This window comes from Streptomyces sp. NBC_00203 (assembly GCF_045206325.1).
GTDB classification, from domain to species: Bacteria; Actinomycetota; Actinomycetes; order Streptomycetales; family Streptomycetaceae; genus Streptomyces; species Streptomyces lutosisoli.
Map to the genome: position 1 here is coordinate 4,930,823 of NZ_CP108126.1, position 16,076 is coordinate 4,946,898.

General features: G+C 70.8%; 14 protein-coding genes and 1 pseudogene. 7 read left to right on the plus strand and 8 right to left on the minus strand.

The features are described 5' to 3' along the window. Positions 1–90: 90 nt before the first annotated feature. Positions 91–591 (minus strand): YbjN domain-containing protein, encoded by a 501-nt coding sequence (locus OG975_RS22085; protein WP_381259476.1) that lies wholly within the window; start codon positions 589–591, stop codon positions 91–93. Beyond that, positions 584–1,921, minus strand: coding sequence for a D-inositol-3-phosphate glycosyltransferase (mshA, locus tag OG975_RS22090; RefSeq protein WP_406331054.1), 1,338 nt, complete (start codon positions 1,919–1,921; stop codon positions 584–586). The genes OG975_RS22085 and mshA overlap by 8 nt, the downstream gene beginning before the upstream one ends. Before the next feature lie 441 nt (positions 1,922–2,362). Between mshA and OG975_RS22095 the strand changes: the two genes are divergently transcribed. The 3 genes from OG975_RS22095 to OG975_RS22105 all read left to right on the plus strand — a co-directional run bounded on the left by OG975_RS22095 (position 2,363) and on the right by OG975_RS22105 (position 6,198). Further along, positions 2,363–3,181, plus strand: a complete 819-nt coding sequence (locus tag OG975_RS22095) for a class I SAM-dependent methyltransferase (RefSeq protein ID WP_406331055.1) — start codon at positions 2,363–2,365, stop codon at positions 3,179–3,181. A gap of 222 nt (positions 3,182–3,403) precedes the next feature. Further along, on the plus strand, positions 3,404–4,489 hold the full coding sequence (locus OG975_RS22100; RefSeq protein WP_406331056.1) for an NlpC/P60 family protein: 1,086 nt from the start codon (positions 3,404–3,406) through the stop codon (positions 4,487–4,489). 380 nt (positions 4,490–4,869) lie between these two features. After that, positions 4,870–6,198, plus strand: a complete 1,329-nt coding sequence (locus OG975_RS22105) for a PP2C family protein-serine/threonine phosphatase (protein ID WP_406331057.1) — start codon at positions 4,870–4,872, stop codon at positions 6,196–6,198. A 52-nt stretch (positions 6,199–6,250) separates the two neighbouring features. On the opposite strand, the gene OG975_RS22110 is transcribed toward OG975_RS22105, so the two are convergent. The 4 genes and pseudogenes from OG975_RS22110 to OG975_RS22125 all read right to left on the minus strand — a co-directional run bounded on the left by OG975_RS22110 (position 6,251) and on the right by OG975_RS22125 (position 8,469). Further along, on the minus strand, positions 6,251–6,592 hold the full coding sequence (locus tag OG975_RS22110; protein WP_406331058.1) for a DUF2516 family protein: 342 nt from the start codon (positions 6,590–6,592) through the stop codon (positions 6,251–6,253). A 117-nt stretch (positions 6,593–6,709) separates the two neighbouring features. Continuing rightward, positions 6,710–7,300 carry a hypothetical protein gene (locus OG975_RS22115; protein WP_406331059.1) on the minus strand — a complete coding sequence of 197 codons (591 nt, stop codon included), beginning with the start codon at positions 7,298–7,300 and terminating at the stop codon, positions 6,710–6,712. 89 nt (positions 7,301–7,389) lie between these two features. After that, the gene (locus OG975_RS22120) at positions 7,390–7,905 is read right to left on the minus strand and encodes a helix-turn-helix domain-containing protein (RefSeq protein ID WP_406331060.1); all 516 of its coding nucleotides are present in this window, start codon (positions 7,903–7,905) and stop codon (positions 7,390–7,392) included. A 136-nt stretch (positions 7,906–8,041) separates the two neighbouring features. Then, positions 8,042–8,469 (minus strand): annotated as a pseudogene (locus OG975_RS22125) (DUF1062 domain-containing protein). A 442-nt stretch (positions 8,470–8,911) separates the two neighbouring features. Between OG975_RS22125 and OG975_RS22130 the strand changes: the two are divergent. Continuing rightward, the gene (locus OG975_RS22130) at positions 8,912–9,793 is read left to right on the plus strand and encodes a GNAT family N-acetyltransferase (RefSeq protein WP_406331061.1); all 882 of its coding nucleotides are present in this window, start codon (positions 8,912–8,914) and stop codon (positions 9,791–9,793) included. A 65-nt stretch (positions 9,794–9,858) separates the two neighbouring features. Here the strand turns inward: OG975_RS22130 and OG975_RS22135 are convergent, their stop codons facing one another. Both OG975_RS22135 and OG975_RS22140 read right to left on the minus strand, forming a co-directional pair. Then, complete coding sequence (locus OG975_RS22135) at positions 9,859–10,725, minus strand: RNA polymerase sigma-70 factor (RefSeq protein WP_406331062.1); 867 nt, start codon at positions 10,723–10,725, stop codon at positions 9,859–9,861. After that, positions 10,722–11,300 (minus strand): carboxymuconolactone decarboxylase family protein, encoded by a 579-nt coding sequence (locus tag OG975_RS22140; protein ID WP_406331063.1) that lies wholly within the window; start codon positions 11,298–11,300, stop codon positions 10,722–10,724. Before OG975_RS22140 ends, OG975_RS22135 begins: the two co-directional genes overlap by 4 nt. Before the next feature lie 187 nt (positions 11,301–11,487). On the opposite strand from OG975_RS22140, the gene OG975_RS22145 reads away from it, so the two are divergent. From OG975_RS22145 to OG975_RS22155, 3 genes are all read left to right on the plus strand, one after another. Then, a complete protein-coding gene (locus OG975_RS22145; RefSeq protein ID WP_406331064.1) occupies positions 11,488–12,426 on the plus strand; it encodes an NAD-dependent epimerase/dehydratase family protein in 939 nt (312 codons plus the stop codon). After that, positions 12,423–13,358 carry an RNA polymerase sigma-70 factor gene (locus tag OG975_RS22150; protein WP_406331065.1) on the plus strand — a complete coding sequence of 312 codons (936 nt, stop codon included), beginning with the start codon at positions 12,423–12,425 and terminating at the stop codon, positions 13,356–13,358. Before OG975_RS22145 ends, OG975_RS22150 begins: the two co-directional genes overlap by 4 nt. Positions 13,359–13,647: 289 nt before the next feature. Then, a complete protein-coding gene (locus OG975_RS22155; protein WP_406331066.1) occupies positions 13,648–16,044 on the plus strand; it encodes an ATP-binding cassette domain-containing protein in 2,397 nt (798 codons plus the stop codon). Positions 16,045–16,076 lie beyond the last annotated feature (32 nt).

Below are 16,076 nucleotides of genomic sequence, written 5' to 3' on the forward strand. Positions count from 1 at the left end.
GACGTTCAGATCTGCGTCGGCGGTGAGCATGCCACGGGGACCCCAGGCTGGGAAGGGGGCACGCAGCTGCTAATCAGTGGGCGAGGGAGGTCAGTTGGCGGGACGCTGAGTCAGATGCGTGAACGCGTCCAGGTTGCGGGTCGACTCGCCGCGGGACACCCGCCAGGCGTACTCCTTGCGGATCGCGGAGGCGAAACCGAGCTCAAGGAGCGTGTTGAACGATCCGTCGGCGGCCTCCAGGACCGAGCCGAGGAGGCGGTCGATCTCGTCCGGGGTGACGGCGGCCAGCGGCAGTTTTCCGGTCACATAGATGTCGCCGAGGGAGTCGACCGCGTAACCGACCCCATAGAGCTTGAGGTTGCGCTCCAGGAGCCAGCGGTGGACGCCCGGTTCGTTCTCGTCGGGGTGGCGGATCACGAAGGCGTTCAGCGACAGCGAGTGCCTGCCGACGATCAGCGAGACGGTGGTCGACAGCTTCCGGGTGCCGGGGAGCTTCACCACGTAGTGGCCGCTCTCGGGGCTCTCCCATTCGAGTTCGGCGTCCTTCAGGACCCCCTCGACGACCTGCGCCGCCTGCTGTACGTCAGCCATGGTGGGAGCGTACGCGACGCCTGTGGGCCTGCATCGCCGCCGTGTAGACGTCCGCCGTGGCCGCCGCCGCGGTGTCCCAGCCGAAGTGCTCCGCGTGGCGCGCGGCGGCGGCTCCCATCCGTGCCGCAAGCGTCTCGTCGTCCGCGAAATCACGCAGCACGCGCGCGTAGGCGGCGGGATCGTGGCCCTTGACCAGGAAGCCGGTCTCCTGGTGGCGCACGGCGACGGGCAGCCCGCCGACCTCGGCCGCGAGCACCGGCGTACCGGCCGCCTGTGCCTCTATGGCGACCAGTCCGAAGGACTCGCTGTACGAGGGCATGACCAGCACCGAAGCGGCCCGGAACCAGTCCGCGAGCTGCTCCTGCCCCACGGGCGGCCGGAAGCGTACGACGTCGGCGACACCGAGCCGCGCGGCGAGCTTCTGCAGCCCCTCGGGCTTGGCGAGACCGCTGCCGCTGGGACCGCCCACTATGGGGACCACAATGTTCGAGCGCAGCTCGGGGCGCTCGTCCAGGAGGACGGCGATCGCGCGCAGCAGCACGTCGGGGGCCTTCAGGGGCTGTATGCGGCCCGCGAAGAGGGGGATCAGGGCGTCCTGCGGGAGGCCGAGGCGGGCACGGGCGGCGGCGCGGCCGTCGGCGGGCCGGAAGCGGTCCAGGTTCACGCCCGGGTGGACGACGGCGACCTTGCCGGGGTCGGCTTCGTAGTGGCGTACGAGTTCGTCGGCCTCCTCCGCGGTGTTCGCGATGAGGCGGTCGGCGGCGCGCACGATCTGGGTCTCGCCGATGACACGGGCGGCGGGCTCGGGGGTGTCCCCCTCGGCCAGCGCGGCGTTCTTGACCTTGGCCATGGTGTGCATCGCGTGCACCAGGGGCGCGCCCCAGCGCTCGGCGGCGAGCCAGCCGACGTGGCCGGAGAGCCAATAGTGGGAGTGCACCAGGTCGTAGTAGCCGGGGCGGTGACCGGCCCAGGCCTGCATGACGCCGTGCGTGAAGGCGCACAGCTGGGCGGGCAGCTCTTCCTTCGCGAGGCCCTCATAGGGGCCGGCGTCGACATGCCGGACGAGGACGCCGGGCGCGAGCTCGACCGTCGGCGGCAGGGCGGCCGTGGTGGCCCGCGTGAAGATCTCGACCTCGATGTTGATCGCGGCGAGACGCTGCGCCAGCTCCACGATGTACACGTTCATGCCGCCCGCGTCGCCCGTGCCGGGCTGGTGCAGGGGTGAGGTGTGTACGGAGAGCATCGCGACGCGACGGGGCCTGCGGTGCAGCCTGAGCCGGGAGGGCGCCGCCGGGGAGCGTCGCCCGAGCCTGCCGACGTACTGGCTCACGTGGCGTTCCTCCTCGCTGCGGGCATGCCTGTCGGAGGGTGCAGTGCGCCCTCCGACAGGGGGAACGCCGGAGGGTGCTGCTCCATTTCCTCTTTGCCGAATCATTACCGGTGGTCGCTCAACCGTTCGAGGGTGGGGTGGGTTGTTGGCCGGCTGCGGGTGGGTGCCCCTTGGGTGGGGGTGGGCTGGGGTTGTTTGTTCGGCTGCGGGTGGGTGGGGGCTGGGCGCGCAGTTCCCCGCGCCCCTAACGGCTCGGGGCTGCGCCCCGTCGCCCCCGGCCCGCCCCGGGTGCTCTTAGGGGCGCGGGGAACTGCGCGAGCAACCCCCACCGTCCCGCAGACGACAGACAACCCAGGGGGTCTGGGGGCGCAGCCCCCAGGAACGGGATGGGACGGGTAGGGGCGGCGGGGGCGAAACCCTTGGGCGCATACCCTCGTGCGTATGACAGCCCGCGCAGCGTCCCGCCCCGTGGGGACCGTGACGCGTGGGACGACGAACCCCAACCGCCTGCGCCGCATGGACCGCTGGATCGCGGCGGTACACGGCGCCGAACTCCGCCGCGCCACCGACCCCGTGGCGGTCGACCTCGGCTACGGCGCCGCCCCCTGGACCGCGGTCGAGCTGCTGGCGCGGCTGCGCACCGTCGCCCCACGCGCGCGCGTGGTGGGCGTCGAGATCGAACCGGCGAGGGTGGCGGCCGCGCGCCCGTACGAGCGCGAGGGTCTCGTCTTCCGGCACGGCGGCTTCGAGGTACCGGTGCAGGGCAGCCCGGCACTCATCCGCGCGGCGAACGTACTGCGCCAGTACGACGAGGAGCAGGTGGCCGAGGTCTGGCAGCGCCTGTGCGCCCGCCTCGCACCGGCGAACCCCGCGACCGGCTCCCGGGGCGGCCTGCTCGTCGAGGGCACGTGCGACGAGATCGGCCGCCGGCACGTCTGGGTCGCGCTCGGCCCGGAGGGCCCCCGCACGGTCACCTTCGCCACCCGCCTCGGCTCCCTGGACCGCCCGTCCGACCTCGCCGAACGTCTGCCGAAGGCCCTCATCCACCGCAACGTCCCGGGCGAACCCGTGCACGCGTTCCTGCGCGACTTCGACCGCGCCTGGGCGGCCGCCGCGCCCTACGCCTCGTACGGCGCCCGGCAGCGCTGGATACGCGCGGTCCGCGACCTGACGGCCGGCTGGCCGGTGGCGGACGGGGTGACGCGCTGGCGGCAGGGCGAAGTCACCGTGCGCTGGGAGGCGTTGTCGCCGCGCATGTGATCGCGGCCCGCGCCGAACGACCATCCGGGACCGATCCAGGCGTCTGACCTGCGGGGAACGAACTCCGTGACTGGTTCGTCACACAGGCGGGGAGATCGTCTTGTGGAGGCGGGTTGGGGGGAAGGGAGTTCTTGCCCGCCTCTGTCGCATTGCGCGCCGACATGGCACGATCCCCCAGGCGTCCGTAAGTTACTGACGGTAAATCAGTTTGGGGGCGGAGTAATGGGATCCGGCAAGCGGAGCCTGACCACGATGGCCATGGCCCTGGCGTGCGCATGTGCCTGCGCAGTGCTGGCGGCACCCGGCGTGGCGTATGCGAGCCCGACACCCACACCGACCCGGACCCCCACGGCGACACCGACACCCGCGAGCAACAAGGACCTTGAAGCCGTCCGCAAGAAGCTCGACAAGCTCTACCACGCGGCGGCGGTGGCCACGGACGCGTACAACGCGGCGGAGGAGAAGGCCCAGAAGCAGTCCGCCGAGATCGTCGATCTGGCCCGCGAGATCGTCAAGGGCCAGGCGAAACTGGACAAGTTGAAGGACCGGGCGGGCGCCGCGGCCCGTGCGCAGTACCGCGGGGGCGGGCTGCCGCCCGAGGCCCGGCTGTGGCTGAGCGACGACCCGCAGGAGTTCCTGGACGGTGCGGGGCGCGTGCGGCAGGGCGAGCACGCGACCAAGGGGCTGCTCGCGGAGATGACCCGCACCCAGCAGGACCTTGAGCAGTACGCGAAGGACGCCTCCACGCAGTGGAAGAAGCTGGAGGCCAACCGCAAGACCAAGGCCGAGGCCAAGAAGAAGATCAAGGAGCGGATCGCCGCCGCCGAGAAGCTGGAGTCCCAGCTGGAGAAGGAGGAGAAGGAGCGGCTGGCGAAGCTGGAGGAAGAGGCCGCCTACCAGGCACAGACCGCCTGGCTGAGCTCCGGCGTCCTCGCGGAGATCAACAGCAAGGCGTCCGAGCAGGGCAAGAAGGCCGTGAAGTACGCGACCGGCCAGATCGGCAAGCCGTACGAGTGGGGAGCCGAGGGCCCGGGGTCGTACGACTGCTCGGGGCTGACCTCCCAGGCCTGGGCGTCCGCCGGACACGGCATCCCCCGCACCTCGCAGGAGCAGTGGAAGCAGCTCACCCGCGTCGACATCAAGGACATGCGCCCCGGCGACCTGATCATCTACTTCGACGACGCCAGCCATGTCGGGATGTACATGGGTGACGGCGCGATCGTGCACGCCCCGAGGCCCGGGCGGACGGTGACGATCACGGGAGCGGGGTCGATGCCGATCCTGGGGGTCGTACGACCGGACGCGTGACGTCTGCCGGGCAGGGGACCGGCGGCGCACTCATCCCATTCCACCCCATCCCGCCCCAATCCCGTGCGGATCGGCGCCGTACTCACCCTGCGTGGAGCGGCCGCGTATCCACGTGAGGCGCCCCAGGTGACGCGCCCCACGTGACGCACCACACGGTTGCCCTCCCGGATCAACCTTCCGGACGTGACCTTCGTCATCCCAGGGGGAACCGCATCCTGTCCAAGTGCGGTACAGGATGCGGCATATGACGGTGGCCGTTTGCCGGACGCCGTGCCGCACACCATTCCGTTGCGGCACCGGCTGGCGCTATGGTCCCCGTCGGTGGGTGTCGAGGACCTTCGCCCCACCACGCCCTCGGGGGGAGGGAAGGAACCCAGACGATGCCCGTACCCGTACCGCGGCAGAGAGCGATCCCGGCCGTGGAGAGTGGTCAGGCTCTAGCCGCGTTCTCGCCCGGCGGCCCCTCCGGAGGCCCGGCCGGCGGCCCGACCCTGGCAGCACCGGCGCCTCGCGCCACCAGCCCTCTCGACAGCACCACCAACCTGACCCTGCTGGTCATCGAGGACGACCCGGCCGGTTCGCTCGGCGTGCCCGACATGCTCGACGCGGCGGGCAAGCCGATCCGTATCCGTACCGCCCGCAACCTCACCGAGGCCGAGCGGCTGCTGACCGACGACGTCCACTGCATCCTGCTCGACCTCGCCCTGCCGGTGTCGGGCCGGGCCGCCGCCGGCGACGACGAGCTGGCCACGCTCAAGCATGTGCTGCGGCTCGCGCCCCGGCACGCCGTCCTCGCGCTCACCGCGTCGGGGGACGCCGAGCGCGGCGCGGAGGCGGTGCGCGTCGGTGCCCAGGACTACCTCTTCCGTGACGAGCTGGACGGACGGCTGCTGAGCCGCGCGATCCGGTACGCGGTGGAGCGGAAACGTTCCGACAAGGCCGAGCGACGGCTCACCGAGTCGAAGCTGCGCGCCCAGGAGAACGCGCGCCTGGAACGCGGTCTGCTGCCGACACCCCTCCTGGAGGGCTCCCCGCTGCGCTTCGCCGCGCGCTACCGCCCGGGCCGCTCCCGCGCGCTGCTCGGCGGCGACTTCTACGACACCGTCCGTACGCCCGACGGAACCGTGCACGCGATGATCGGTGATGTCTGCGGGCACGGGCCCGACGAGGCGGCGCTCGGCGTGGAGCTGCGCATCGCCTGGCGCGCGCTGACGTTCGCGGGCCTGTGCGGAGACGAACTCCTCTCGACCCTCCAGCAGGTCCTGGAGCACGAGCGTGAGAACGACGAGATCTTCGCGACGGTCTGCACCGTGGACATCGCACCGGACGGCCGCCGCGCCGGGCTCTGCCTGGCCGGCCACCCGTCCCCGCTGATCGCCCGCCCGGGCCGGCCCGCCGAACTCCTGCCGTACGAGAACAACGGACCGGCGCTCGGTCTGGTGCCGCACGCCCGCTGGCCGCGGATGCAGGTGGAGCTGGGTGCCGCCTGGAGCCTGATGCTCTACACCGACGGTCTGATCGAGGGCCACATCGGCGAGGGCAAGGAGCGGCTCGGCCAGGACGGCATGGTGGACATGGTCCGCCGTCAGCTCGCCCAGGGGCTGGAGGGCGAGGAACTGCTGCGCGCGGCGGTGAGCGAGGTACGCGAGCTCAACGGCGGGGAGCTGACGGACGACGTGGCGGTGCTGTTGCTGGACCGGACTCCCTGACGGAGGTCAGCGACGGGGGGACCGGACTCCCTGACGGGGGTCAGCGACGGGGTCAGCGGCCGCCGTTGTAGGGGCCGTACGGGCCGTCGCTGCTGCTTCCGCCACGGCGGCCGCGGCCGCCGCCGCCGGAGACCTGGCGGAGGGCGGGGCGGACGTCGACGAAGAAGACGATCGTGGCGACCAGGCCCGCGATCTGCACGAAGAGCATCGGCACCCAGAGGTTCACGGCCACCGTGATGCCGAGGATGATCAGCCAGAACATCTTGTTCTGCTTGTCAGCAGCGCGGTAGGCGTCCTCGCGGGCCACCGCGGCCAACACCAGTGCCACCACGGCGAGCACCAGCATGGCCGTGAAGATCAGCCACATGAAGCCGCCGAATGCCGTCAACAGCACAATGCCCACCGCCCGGGTCGAGTCGTCTCTAAGCCCACCGTACCCGGAGAACGGGCCGGGAACTCTGAGAGTGCCCGGCCCGTCTTCGTACGGCGAAACAGTCTTGCCGTCGCTCGCTTACTTGGCGGGCGACGTCGTCTTCTTGGCGGTGGCCTTGCGGGCCGGGGCCTTCTTGGCGGCCGTCTTCTTGGCCGCGGCGGGCTCGGCGGCGGCCTCGGCCGGCTGCTCCTCGTCCTTGACCTCGACCGGCTCGGCCTTCGGCTCGACGACCGCGGCCAGCTCCTCGATCTCCTCGGCGGCCTCGCCGCGCCAGGTCTTCACGGTCTGCTCGCCGTGCTCGGCGACCTTCTCGTACGTCTCCCGGGCCTTGACGGCGTACTCGGCGGCGACGCCGACACCGCGCAGGGCGAGGTCCTGAGCGGACTCACCGAGCTTCTTCAGGTCGGTGTCGAGGGTGCCGATGAACTCCGTCACCTTGGCCTGGATCGTCTCCTGCGCCTCCTTGGCGCGGGCGGCGGCCTTCTCCTGGACGGCGTTCGGGTCGATGTTCTTCACGGTCTCGATGCGCGCCGGGGCCTCGGCGCGGATCTGCTCCACGATGCCGGGGACCTTCTTGGCCTGCTGGACGGCCAGGTCGGCGGTGCCGGCGAGGAAGTAGAGCGGGGTCGGGTCCGTGGCGGCCTTGCGGATGTCGTCGGTGATGGCCATGGCGATGGTCCTCCGGTATTCGCTTTCAGCTGAGGGTTTGGGTGATCGGCGACGGACCGGCCTGTCGGTGGTCTTTCCGGCGGTGCTGTTCAACTGGCGGTCTGCTGCGGATCGGCATCGCTGCCGTCGGCCGTGCGGGGGCCGCGGGCGGCGGTGTCCTGCGGGTGCTGGGCATCCGATATGTCCTGCGCCGCGCTCTGGTTCGCGTCCCAGTTCGCACCCTGGGCCGCGTCCTGATTCGCGTCCTGCGTGATCTCGAACCCGTTCTCCTTGCGGAAGGACTCGTAGATCTGGAGCAGCACCTGCTTCTGCCGCTCGTTCAGCGTGGGATCGGCGAGGATGACGGCGCGCGTCTCCACCTCGTCCCGGTCCCGCTCGGCGTCGAGGATGCCGGCCCGCACGTACAGCGTCTCGGCGGAGATCCGCAGCGCCTTGGCGACCTGCTGCAACACCTCCGCGCTCGGCTTGCGCAGCCCGCGCTCGATCTGGCTCAGATACGGATTGGACACCCCGGCGGCGTCGGCGAGCTGCCGCAGTGACAGCTGCGCGCTGCGCCGCTGTTCCCGCAGATACTCACCAAGATTGCCGACGTTGAGCGATGCCATGCCCCTACCTTGCACCAACTCCGCTAACTATTGCAAGCACCTTGCTTGCAATAGTGCGCCACGCCACTCGGTCGGGTGTCGCCAGGACCTGTCCGGCGGATCGGATACTGCCGGACAGGCCCCGGGCCGGAAGGACTCAGCGCTTGAGCATGAAGGTGAAGTCGCCCGAGAGCTTGCCGCTCAGGCGGACTGTCGACACGAGGTTCCCCTCGGCGGGCAGTCTCTCGACCTGGGCTCGCGAAGAGCCGAACCCTTCGGCGCTCAGACGCACCGGTCGCACAGGTATCCGCGCCGCAAAACGGACCGAGGCCAGGCCAACCCCGGCACCGGTGCCCACCGGCCGCGGTGCGCCCGATACGGCGGCGGACCGTACGGCGACTGCCAGGCCGGCCGCCCGGTTCGACCCGAGCCGCCCACGTCGCGGCGCCGTACGGCGGGGTCCTGGAGCAGCTCGGCCGGCAGGCCGGGGTCGTTGTCGTGCAGCAGGTTCAGGACCTCGGGCCGTACGGAACGCACGTTCACGATCGGCAGGCAGGTGGGCACGACCACCCAGTTTTTGGACACAGAGATACACCGGTTCCAGTGAGAAGACCGCAGCGAAAAGGGGCACGGCGCACATGTGCGACGCGCGACGGATCAGCGCTCGGGGGGTCTCACTTGGTGTACAACGGCACGTCCTTGGCAGGGCGACTGTGGGCGGGAGAACGGTAACGGCACACGAGGGTGCGGTTCCACGGATTTTCAGGCGGTTGGCGATACCTCGCGGCGTGCACCCGCACCACCCTCGACCCACCGGACATGCCCCTAGTGGCGCCGGCCCGCAGCACAATCACGAAGGTCGACTCGCCCTCCAGGCCGCGAAGAACGGCGGCAGCGCCGACCGGGTCTCCCAGCGGATCAACCTCGATGCCGTCCGGGCCGGAACTTCGCGCGGGCCCGGACGCCGGGTGCGGCGCTCTTCGGGCATTCGCGATCCCCACGGTGAGCGCATCGGAAATCATGAAGCATGCGCCCGGATGACTGGCACCTCACCGAAGACGTCGACGACTTTCTCGCCCGGGCCGGAGGGTTCCTGCGCTCACGGCCCGCCCTGCACGTCACGCCGCTGACAGCGATCCAGAGACTGCGCACACGCGGGGCGGCCGCATACGGCACCCAAGCCCCCCTCTTCGGCCGGCTGGAGCGAGCGGGCGAGGTCCGCGCCACCCTCCACCGCCTCCCGTCCCTCGGCCTGGGCCTCACCCCCCTCACCCCCGAGCAGGCCGACATCCTCGCCGCCCACCTGGCCTCCCTCGGTCACTCCCTTCCCTACGTCAGCGCGACCCACGACACCGCCACCGCTTTCGCCGAGGCCTGGCAGCGGCACACAGGCGCGACGCCGGCACTCCGCACACGGATCCGCCTGTACCGCCTCGGCACGCTCACCCCACCGCAGCCGGTCCCAGCGGGCCGGGGCCGGCCCGTGGGCGAGCAGGACCATGAGCAACTCATGCGCTGGTGCCGTGAGTTCGCCACGGACGTCGGGGAAGCCGTCACCATCGACGCCGGCTCCTGGGCCGGCACACGCTTCGCCGACAAACGCTTCACCTTCTGGGAGAGCCCGGACGGCACGCCCGTCTCCATGGCGGGCGTGAACCCGATGGTCGCCGGCGTGATCCAGGTGGACCCCGTCTACACCCCGGCCCACCTGCGCGGTCGCGGCTACGCGGGCGCCGCGACGGTCGAGGTGAGCCGGGCCGCGCTGGCCGCGGGCGCCACGGACGTCGTGCTGCACGCGAACCCGGCCAACCCCACCAGCAACGCTCTCTACCAGCGCATCGGATACCGCCCGGTCACCGAATGGGCCGTGTACGACTTCGCGTACGCCGAACCGGAGGTCGCTCAGTAACGCGACAGGGAAGCCGCGCCTTGCCTTTACCATTCCCTTCCTCTCCTTGCCGGAGCGGCGGCGGGCTACCTGGCGAGTTCCGCCGGTTCGTCCAGCCGCGTCAGCTTCCGCGGGTTTCTCATCAGGTAGATCCGGGTGACCTGCCCGTTCTCCACCACGAGGCTCACCGCGGTCGGCTCGCCGTCGACCTCGAACCGGCCCGCGGGCGCGCCGTTGAGCCACACCGTCGTCGTCTCGAACGCGGCCGTCACCCGGTCCGCGCGCGCGAGCACCGTCGCCACCAGTTCGGCCCCGTGGAGCGGAGCCAGCGCGGCGGCCGCGAACCCGCCGCCATCGGCGATCAGGACCACGTCCGGCGCCATGACCTCCATCAGCTCCTGCAACTGCCCGGTGCGCAACGAGGCCAGGAACCGCTCCACCACTGCCTGTTGCTCCGACCGGCTCACCCGCGCCCGTGGCCGCCGAGCCGCGACATGCTCGCGTGAGCGCCGCGCGATCTGCCGCACCGTGGCCGAGGACTTCCCGATGGCCTCGGCGATCTCGCCGTACGGCATGTCGAAGACCTCGCGGAGCACGAACACCGCCCGCTCCGTCGGCCCGAGCGTTTCCAGGACGGTCAGCATCGCGATCGACACGCTCTCCGCGAGTTCGACGTCCTCGGCGACATCGGGGCTGGTCAGCAGCGGTTCCGGCAGCCACTCGCCGACGTATTCCTCGCGGCTGCGCGACAACGTCCGCAGGCGGTTGAGCGCTTGCCGTGTGACGGTCCGGACGAGGTACGCCCGCGGGTCACGCACCTGCGACCGGTCGACGTCGGCCCACCGCAGCCAGGACTCCTGGAGCACGTCCTCCGCGTCGGCCGCCGACCCGAGCATCTCGTAGGCGACCGTGAACAACAGGCTGCGATGGGTGACGAACGGATCCTCGGTCATGCCGTCGACGCTACGTCGGAGTTCTCCGGCCGCGCGGCCAGCGGAATCTCGCAGGCATCGGAGAAGCCCTGCGAGGTGATCCCGTTCGCATTGTTGTTCCTGGTCGCCATGTTGACGAAGGCGATGTACGCGGTGAGCTCGACCATCGCGGCCGGGCCGAGCCGGTCGAGCAGGCCCTCATGCAGCTCGTCGGTGACGGTCGGCGGCGTGTTCGTCATCGCCTCGGCGTACTCCAGCACGTCCCGCTCCAGCGGCGTGAACACCTCCGACTCGCGCCAGCGCGGCACCTGGCTCGCCTTGGCCAGGTCCAGGTTCTGGTTCTGCGCCTGGAAGTAGCCGACGTCGAGGCACCAGCCGCAGCCGACCTGTGCCGCGACGGCCATGTGCGCGAACGACTTGAGGCTCGCGTCGGCCGCGTCCCACTCGGCCAGCTTGGCCGAGAACTCCAGGTTGGACGTGGCGACCTTGGGGCTGTGCCACACCACCTCGACGGGCTCGGCCACGGCACCGAGCTGCTTGATCATGTTTTCGCTGAGCTCGGCGGGGAGCTCAGCCTTGGGGACGCGTAGCGCCATGGTGTCCTCCTTGGACAATCTGCCTTGGACATCTGCCTGTTGGGCTGTTCGGCATGAAGACACCGCCGGGCCCGCATATGTGACATCCACGATCGCCACCCACCTGTCCACGCTCCCCATGTCACAGACGCCCGGGCTGTCTCGTCTCCGGAATGAGAGCCAATGCCGGAATCAGGAGGTGAAGGTGATGGTCATGCGGGTGTTCGTGGCAGGCGGGGCCGGGGTCCTGGGGCGGCGGCTGGTGCCGCAGCTCGTGGCCCGGGAGCACCAGGTGACGGCTTCGACGACGAGCGCGGCCAAGCTGGGCCTGCTGGAGCAGCTGGGCGCGGTGGGGGTCGTGATGGACGGGCTGGACGCGGTGTCGGTCGGTGAGGCGGTGGCCGCGGCCCGGCCCGACGTGATCGTGCACCAGATGACCGCCATCAGTCCCGCTCACGCCGGCAAGCCCGATCTGAAGCACCCGGACCGCTGGTTCGCCACCACCAACCGGCTGCGCACCGAGGGGACGGACCACCTGCTGGCCGCCGCCGAGGCGACCGGCGTCTCCCATGTCGTCGCGCAGGGCTACGCCGGCTGGAACGGTATCCGCCAGGGCGGCTGGGTCAAGACCGAGGAGGACCCGCTGGACCTGATGAAGGGAACGGCCGCGCAGGCGGGGATGGAGGCGATACGCCACGTCGAGGAGGTGGTCCTCAAGGCCGGCGGCGCGGTGATGCGATACGGCGCGTTCTACGGGCCGTACGCCATCGACGACCAGGTCGAGCTCATCCGCAAGCGGCAGTTCCCGCTCGTCGGGCGCTCCACCGGCTACAGCTCGTGGGTGCATCTCGACGACGCGGCGAGCGCTACCGTCCTGGCCGTGGAGCAGAGGGCGCGGGGCGTGTTCAACATCGTCGACGACGACCCGGCCCCGGCGAGCGAGTGGCTGCCGTATCTCGCGGCGTGCGCGGGGGCGAAGCGGCCGATGCGAGTGCCCAAGTGGCTGGCCCGGCTGCTGGCCGGGGAACAGGCGGTGGTGATGATGACCGAGGGGCGCGGCTTCTCCAACGCCAAGGCCAGGCGGGAGCTCGGCTGGGAGCCGCGCTACCCCTCGTGGCGCCAGGGCTTCAAGGAGGAACTGGCGTGACCCGGACCGAGGAGTTCGAGGAGCTACGGCCGCTGCTGTTCTCGATCGCCTACCGGATCCTCGGCAGCGTGAGCGAGGCCGAGGACGCGGTCCAGGAGAGCTGGCTGCGCTTCGAGGCGTCCCCGGCACAGCCCGCGTCGGCCAAGGCCTTCCTCTCGGCCGTGGTCACCCGGGTCTCGATCGACGTACTGCGCTCGGCCCGTGTCCGGCGGGAGGAGTACGTCGGGCCGTGGTTCCCCGAGCCGCTGCTGACCGACCCCTACGAGGATCCGGCGCGGTCGGCGGAGCTGGCCGACTCGGTGTCGATGGCGGCCCTGTTGCTGCTGGAGCGGCTCAGCCCGCTGGAGCGCGCGGTCTTCGTACTGCGGGAGGTGTTCTGCTTCGGCTTTCCCGAGGTCGCGTCGGCGGTGGGGAGGTCGGAGGCGGCGTGCCGCCAGCTCGCGGTGCGGGCGCGGCGCCACATGGACGCGGGCCGGCCCCGGTTCGAGGCCGACCGCAGGGAGCGCGAGGAACTCGCCGGGCGATTCTTCGACGCGTTCAGAGAAGGGGACGTCGACGGGCTGCGGGAGCTGCTCGCCGCCGACGTGTCGATGGTCGGGGACAGCGGCGGCAAGGCCCCGCAGTGGGGCAGCGGCATCTTCGGCGCCGAGAACGTGGCCCGGCTGCTCGCCGCGATCGCCACGCCGTTCGTCCGTATCGGCGGCGTGGTGGAGCCGCACGAGGTGAACGGCCAGCCGGGCGCGGTCGTCCGTGACCGGGACGGCAAGGTCGTCAACACCTTGGGGCTCGACATCCTCGACGGACGGATCCAGGCGATCCGCTCGGTGATCAACCCAGACAAGCTCGGGCACGTGGGTCCCGTGGCGGATGCCTGGGCGGTCACCCGCGAGGCGAAAGAGGCACGCCGGCCACCGGTCGACCGGAAGAGCTGACGGCGGCCCTCTGACGACCCTCCGGATCACCGGACCGCCGGGCCACCCGACCACCGGACCGGGCAGGATTCCCGTACCGATCAGGATTCGAGAAGCGCGGGGCACGGAGCCGCAACTAGCCTGACCGTCACAGGCTTCAACGCGCTCCGCCGAGCCGTCCGGCGGTCGCGGCCAAAAACGGACGTACTACTCGCAGCCGGCTACTCGCAGCCGGTCAGGTCGATCCAGGCGACGCCGACGGAGACCGCGAAGGCGGCCCCGCCCAAGAGGCCCACGAGAGGGAGACACGATGAGCATGGCCACGAGGACGGACGCGAAGTCGCCTGCGCCGCACGCCGCTGCCGCCGACAGCCACGACCTGATCCGCGTGCACGGCGCGCGTGTGAACAACCTCAAGGACGTCACCATCGAGATCCCGAAGCGCCGGCTGACGGTGTTCACCGGTGTCTCCGGCTCGGGCAAGAGTTCGCTGGTGTTCGACACGATCGCCGCGGAGTCGCAGCGGCTGATCAACGAGACTTACAGCGCGTTCGTACAGGGCTTCATGCCGACGCTCGCGCGGCCGGAGGTCGACGTCCTCGACGGGCTGACGACCGCGATCATCGTCGACCAGCAGCGGCTGGGTGCCGACCCCCGCTCCACCGTCGGCACCGCCACCGACGCCAACGCGATGCTGCGCATCCTCTTCAGCCGGCTCGGGAAGCCGCACATCGGCTCGCCCAAGGCGTTCTCCTTCAACGTCGCCTCGATCAGCGGGGCGGGCGCGGTCACCATGGAGCGCGGCGGACAGAAGGTCAAGGAGCGGCGCAGCTTCAGCATCACCGGCGGCATGTGTCCGCGCTGCGAGGGCCGGGGCTCGGTCACCGATCTCGACCTCACCCAGCTCTATGACGACTCCAAGTCGCTCGCCGAGGGCGCGATCACGGTCCCCGGCTACACCGGGGGCGGCTGGAACTCCCGGCTCTACAGCGAGTCGGGCTTCTTCGACCCGGAGAAGCCGATCCGCAAGTTCACCAAGAAGGAACTGCACGACTTCCTCCACCGCGAGCCGACCCGGATGAAGATCGCGGGCATCAACATGACCTACGAAGGTCTGATCCCACGGATCCAGAAGTCGATGCTCGCCAAAGACCGGGAGGGCATGCAACCGCACATCCGGGAGTTCGTGGACCGGGCGGTCACGTTCACGACCTGCCCCGAGTGCGACGGCACCCGGCTCAACGAGGGGGCCCGCTCGTCGAAGATCAAGCGGATCAGCATCGCCGACGCCTGCGCGATGCAGATCAGCGACCTGGCCGAGTGGGTCCGCGGGCTCGACGAGCCGTCGGTCGCGCCACTGCTCACCGCGCTGCGGCACGCCCTCGACTCGTTCGTGGAGATCGGCCTCGGCTACCTCTCGCTCAACCGGCCGGCGGGCACGCTGTCCGGCGGCGAGGCGCAGCGCGTCAAGATGGTCCGCCACCTCGGCTCCTCGCTCACCGACGTCACCTACGTCTTCGACGAGCCCACCATCGGCCTGCACCCCCATGACATCCAGCGGATGAACGACCTGCTGCTGCGGCTGCGGGACAAGGGCAACACGGTGCTCGTCGTGGAGCACAAGCCGGAGACGATCGCGATCGCCGACCACATCGTCGACCTCGGCCCCGGCGCGGGTACGGCGGGCGGCACCGTCTGCTTCGAGGGCACCGTCGAGGGGCTGCGGACCGGCGGCACCATCACCGGCCGCCACTTCGACGACCGGGCCACCGTCAAGGAGACCGTGCGGAAGCCCACCGGCGCCCTGGAGATCCGGGGCGCGACGACGCACAACCTGCGGGGCGTCGACGTCGACATCCCGCTCGGGGTGCTCGCCGTCGTGACCGGCGTCGCCGGCTCCGGCAAGAGCTCGCTCGTGCACGGGTCGATCCCGGCCGGCGAGGGTGTGGTGTCGGTCGACCAGGGAGCCATCAAGGGTTCCCGGCGCAGCAACCCGGCGACGTACACCGGACTGCTCGACCCGATCCGCAAGGCGTTCGCCAAGGTCAACGGCGTGAAGCCGGCGCTGTTCAGCGCGAACTCCGAGGGCGCCTGCCCCACCTGCAACGGCGCCGGCGTCATCTACACCGACCTGGCGATGATGGCCGGCGTCGCCACCACCTGCGAGGAGTGCGAGGGGAAGCGGTTCGAGGCATCGGTCCTCGACTACCACCTCGGTGGCCGCGACATCAGCGAGGTGCTGGCGATGTCGGTGACGGAGGCGGAGGAGTTCTTCGGCGCCGGGGAGGCGGCCACACCGGCCGCGCACCGCATCCTCACCCGGCTCGCCGACGTCGGCCTCGGCTACATCACCCTCGGCCAGCCGCTCACCACACTGTCCGGCGGCGAGCGGCAGCGGCTCAAGCTGGCCACCCACATGGCCGAGAAGGGCGGCATCTACGTCCTCGACGAGCCGACCGCCGGCCTCCACCTCGCCGACGTCGAGCATCTGCTCGGCCTGCTCGACCGGATCGTCGACTCCGGCAAGTCGGTCATCGTCGTCGAGCACCACCAGGCGGTCATGGCGCACGCCGACTGGATCATCGACCTCGGCCCCGGCGCCGGCCACGACGGCGGCAAGATCGTCTTCGAGGGCACCCCCGCCGACCTCGTCGCCACCCGCGCCACCCTCACCGGCGAGCACCTCGCGACGTACGTCGGCGCCTGACGGAGGCCCTCACGGACGCAGACTTCGCCGCC

Excerpts from the sequence above, each read along its gene's own strand:
- OG975_RS22115 (WP_406331059.1), bottom strand. The coding sequence starts at position 7,300 with ATGGCCATCACCGACGACATCCGCAAGGCCGCCACGGACCCGACCCCG.
- OG975_RS22145 (WP_406331064.1), top strand. The coding sequence starts at position 11,488 with ATGGTCATGCGGGTGTTCGTGGCAGGCGGGGCCGGGGTCCTGGGGCGG.
- OG975_RS22135 (WP_406331062.1), bottom strand. The coding sequence starts at position 10,725 with ATGACCGAGGATCCGTTCGTCACCCATCGCAGCCTGTTGTTCACGGTC.
- OG975_RS22155 (WP_406331066.1), top strand. The coding sequence starts at position 13,648 with ATGAGCATGGCCACGAGGACGGACGCGAAGTCGCCTGCGCCGCACGCC.
- OG975_RS22095 (WP_406331055.1), top strand. The coding sequence starts at position 2,363 with ATGACAGCCCGCGCAGCGTCCCGCCCCGTGGGGACCGTGACGCGTGGG.
- OG975_RS22105 (WP_406331057.1), top strand. The coding sequence starts at position 4,870 with ATGCCCGTACCCGTACCGCGGCAGAGAGCGATCCCGGCCGTGGAGAGT.
- OG975_RS22085 (WP_381259476.1), bottom strand. The coding sequence starts at position 591 with ATGGCTGACGTACAGCAGGCGGCGCAGGTCGTCGAGGGGGTCCTGAAG.
- OG975_RS22100 (WP_406331056.1), top strand. The coding sequence starts at position 3,404 with ATGGGATCCGGCAAGCGGAGCCTGACCACGATGGCCATGGCCCTGGCG.
- OG975_RS22140 (WP_406331063.1), bottom strand. The coding sequence starts at position 11,300 with ATGGCGCTACGCGTCCCCAAGGCTGAGCTCCCCGCCGAGCTCAGCGAA.
- OG975_RS22130 (WP_406331061.1), top strand. The coding sequence starts at position 8,912 with ATGCGCCCGGATGACTGGCACCTCACCGAAGACGTCGACGACTTTCTC.
- OG975_RS22120 (WP_406331060.1), bottom strand. The coding sequence starts at position 7,905 with ATGGCATCGCTCAACGTCGGCAATCTTGGTGAGTATCTGCGGGAACAG.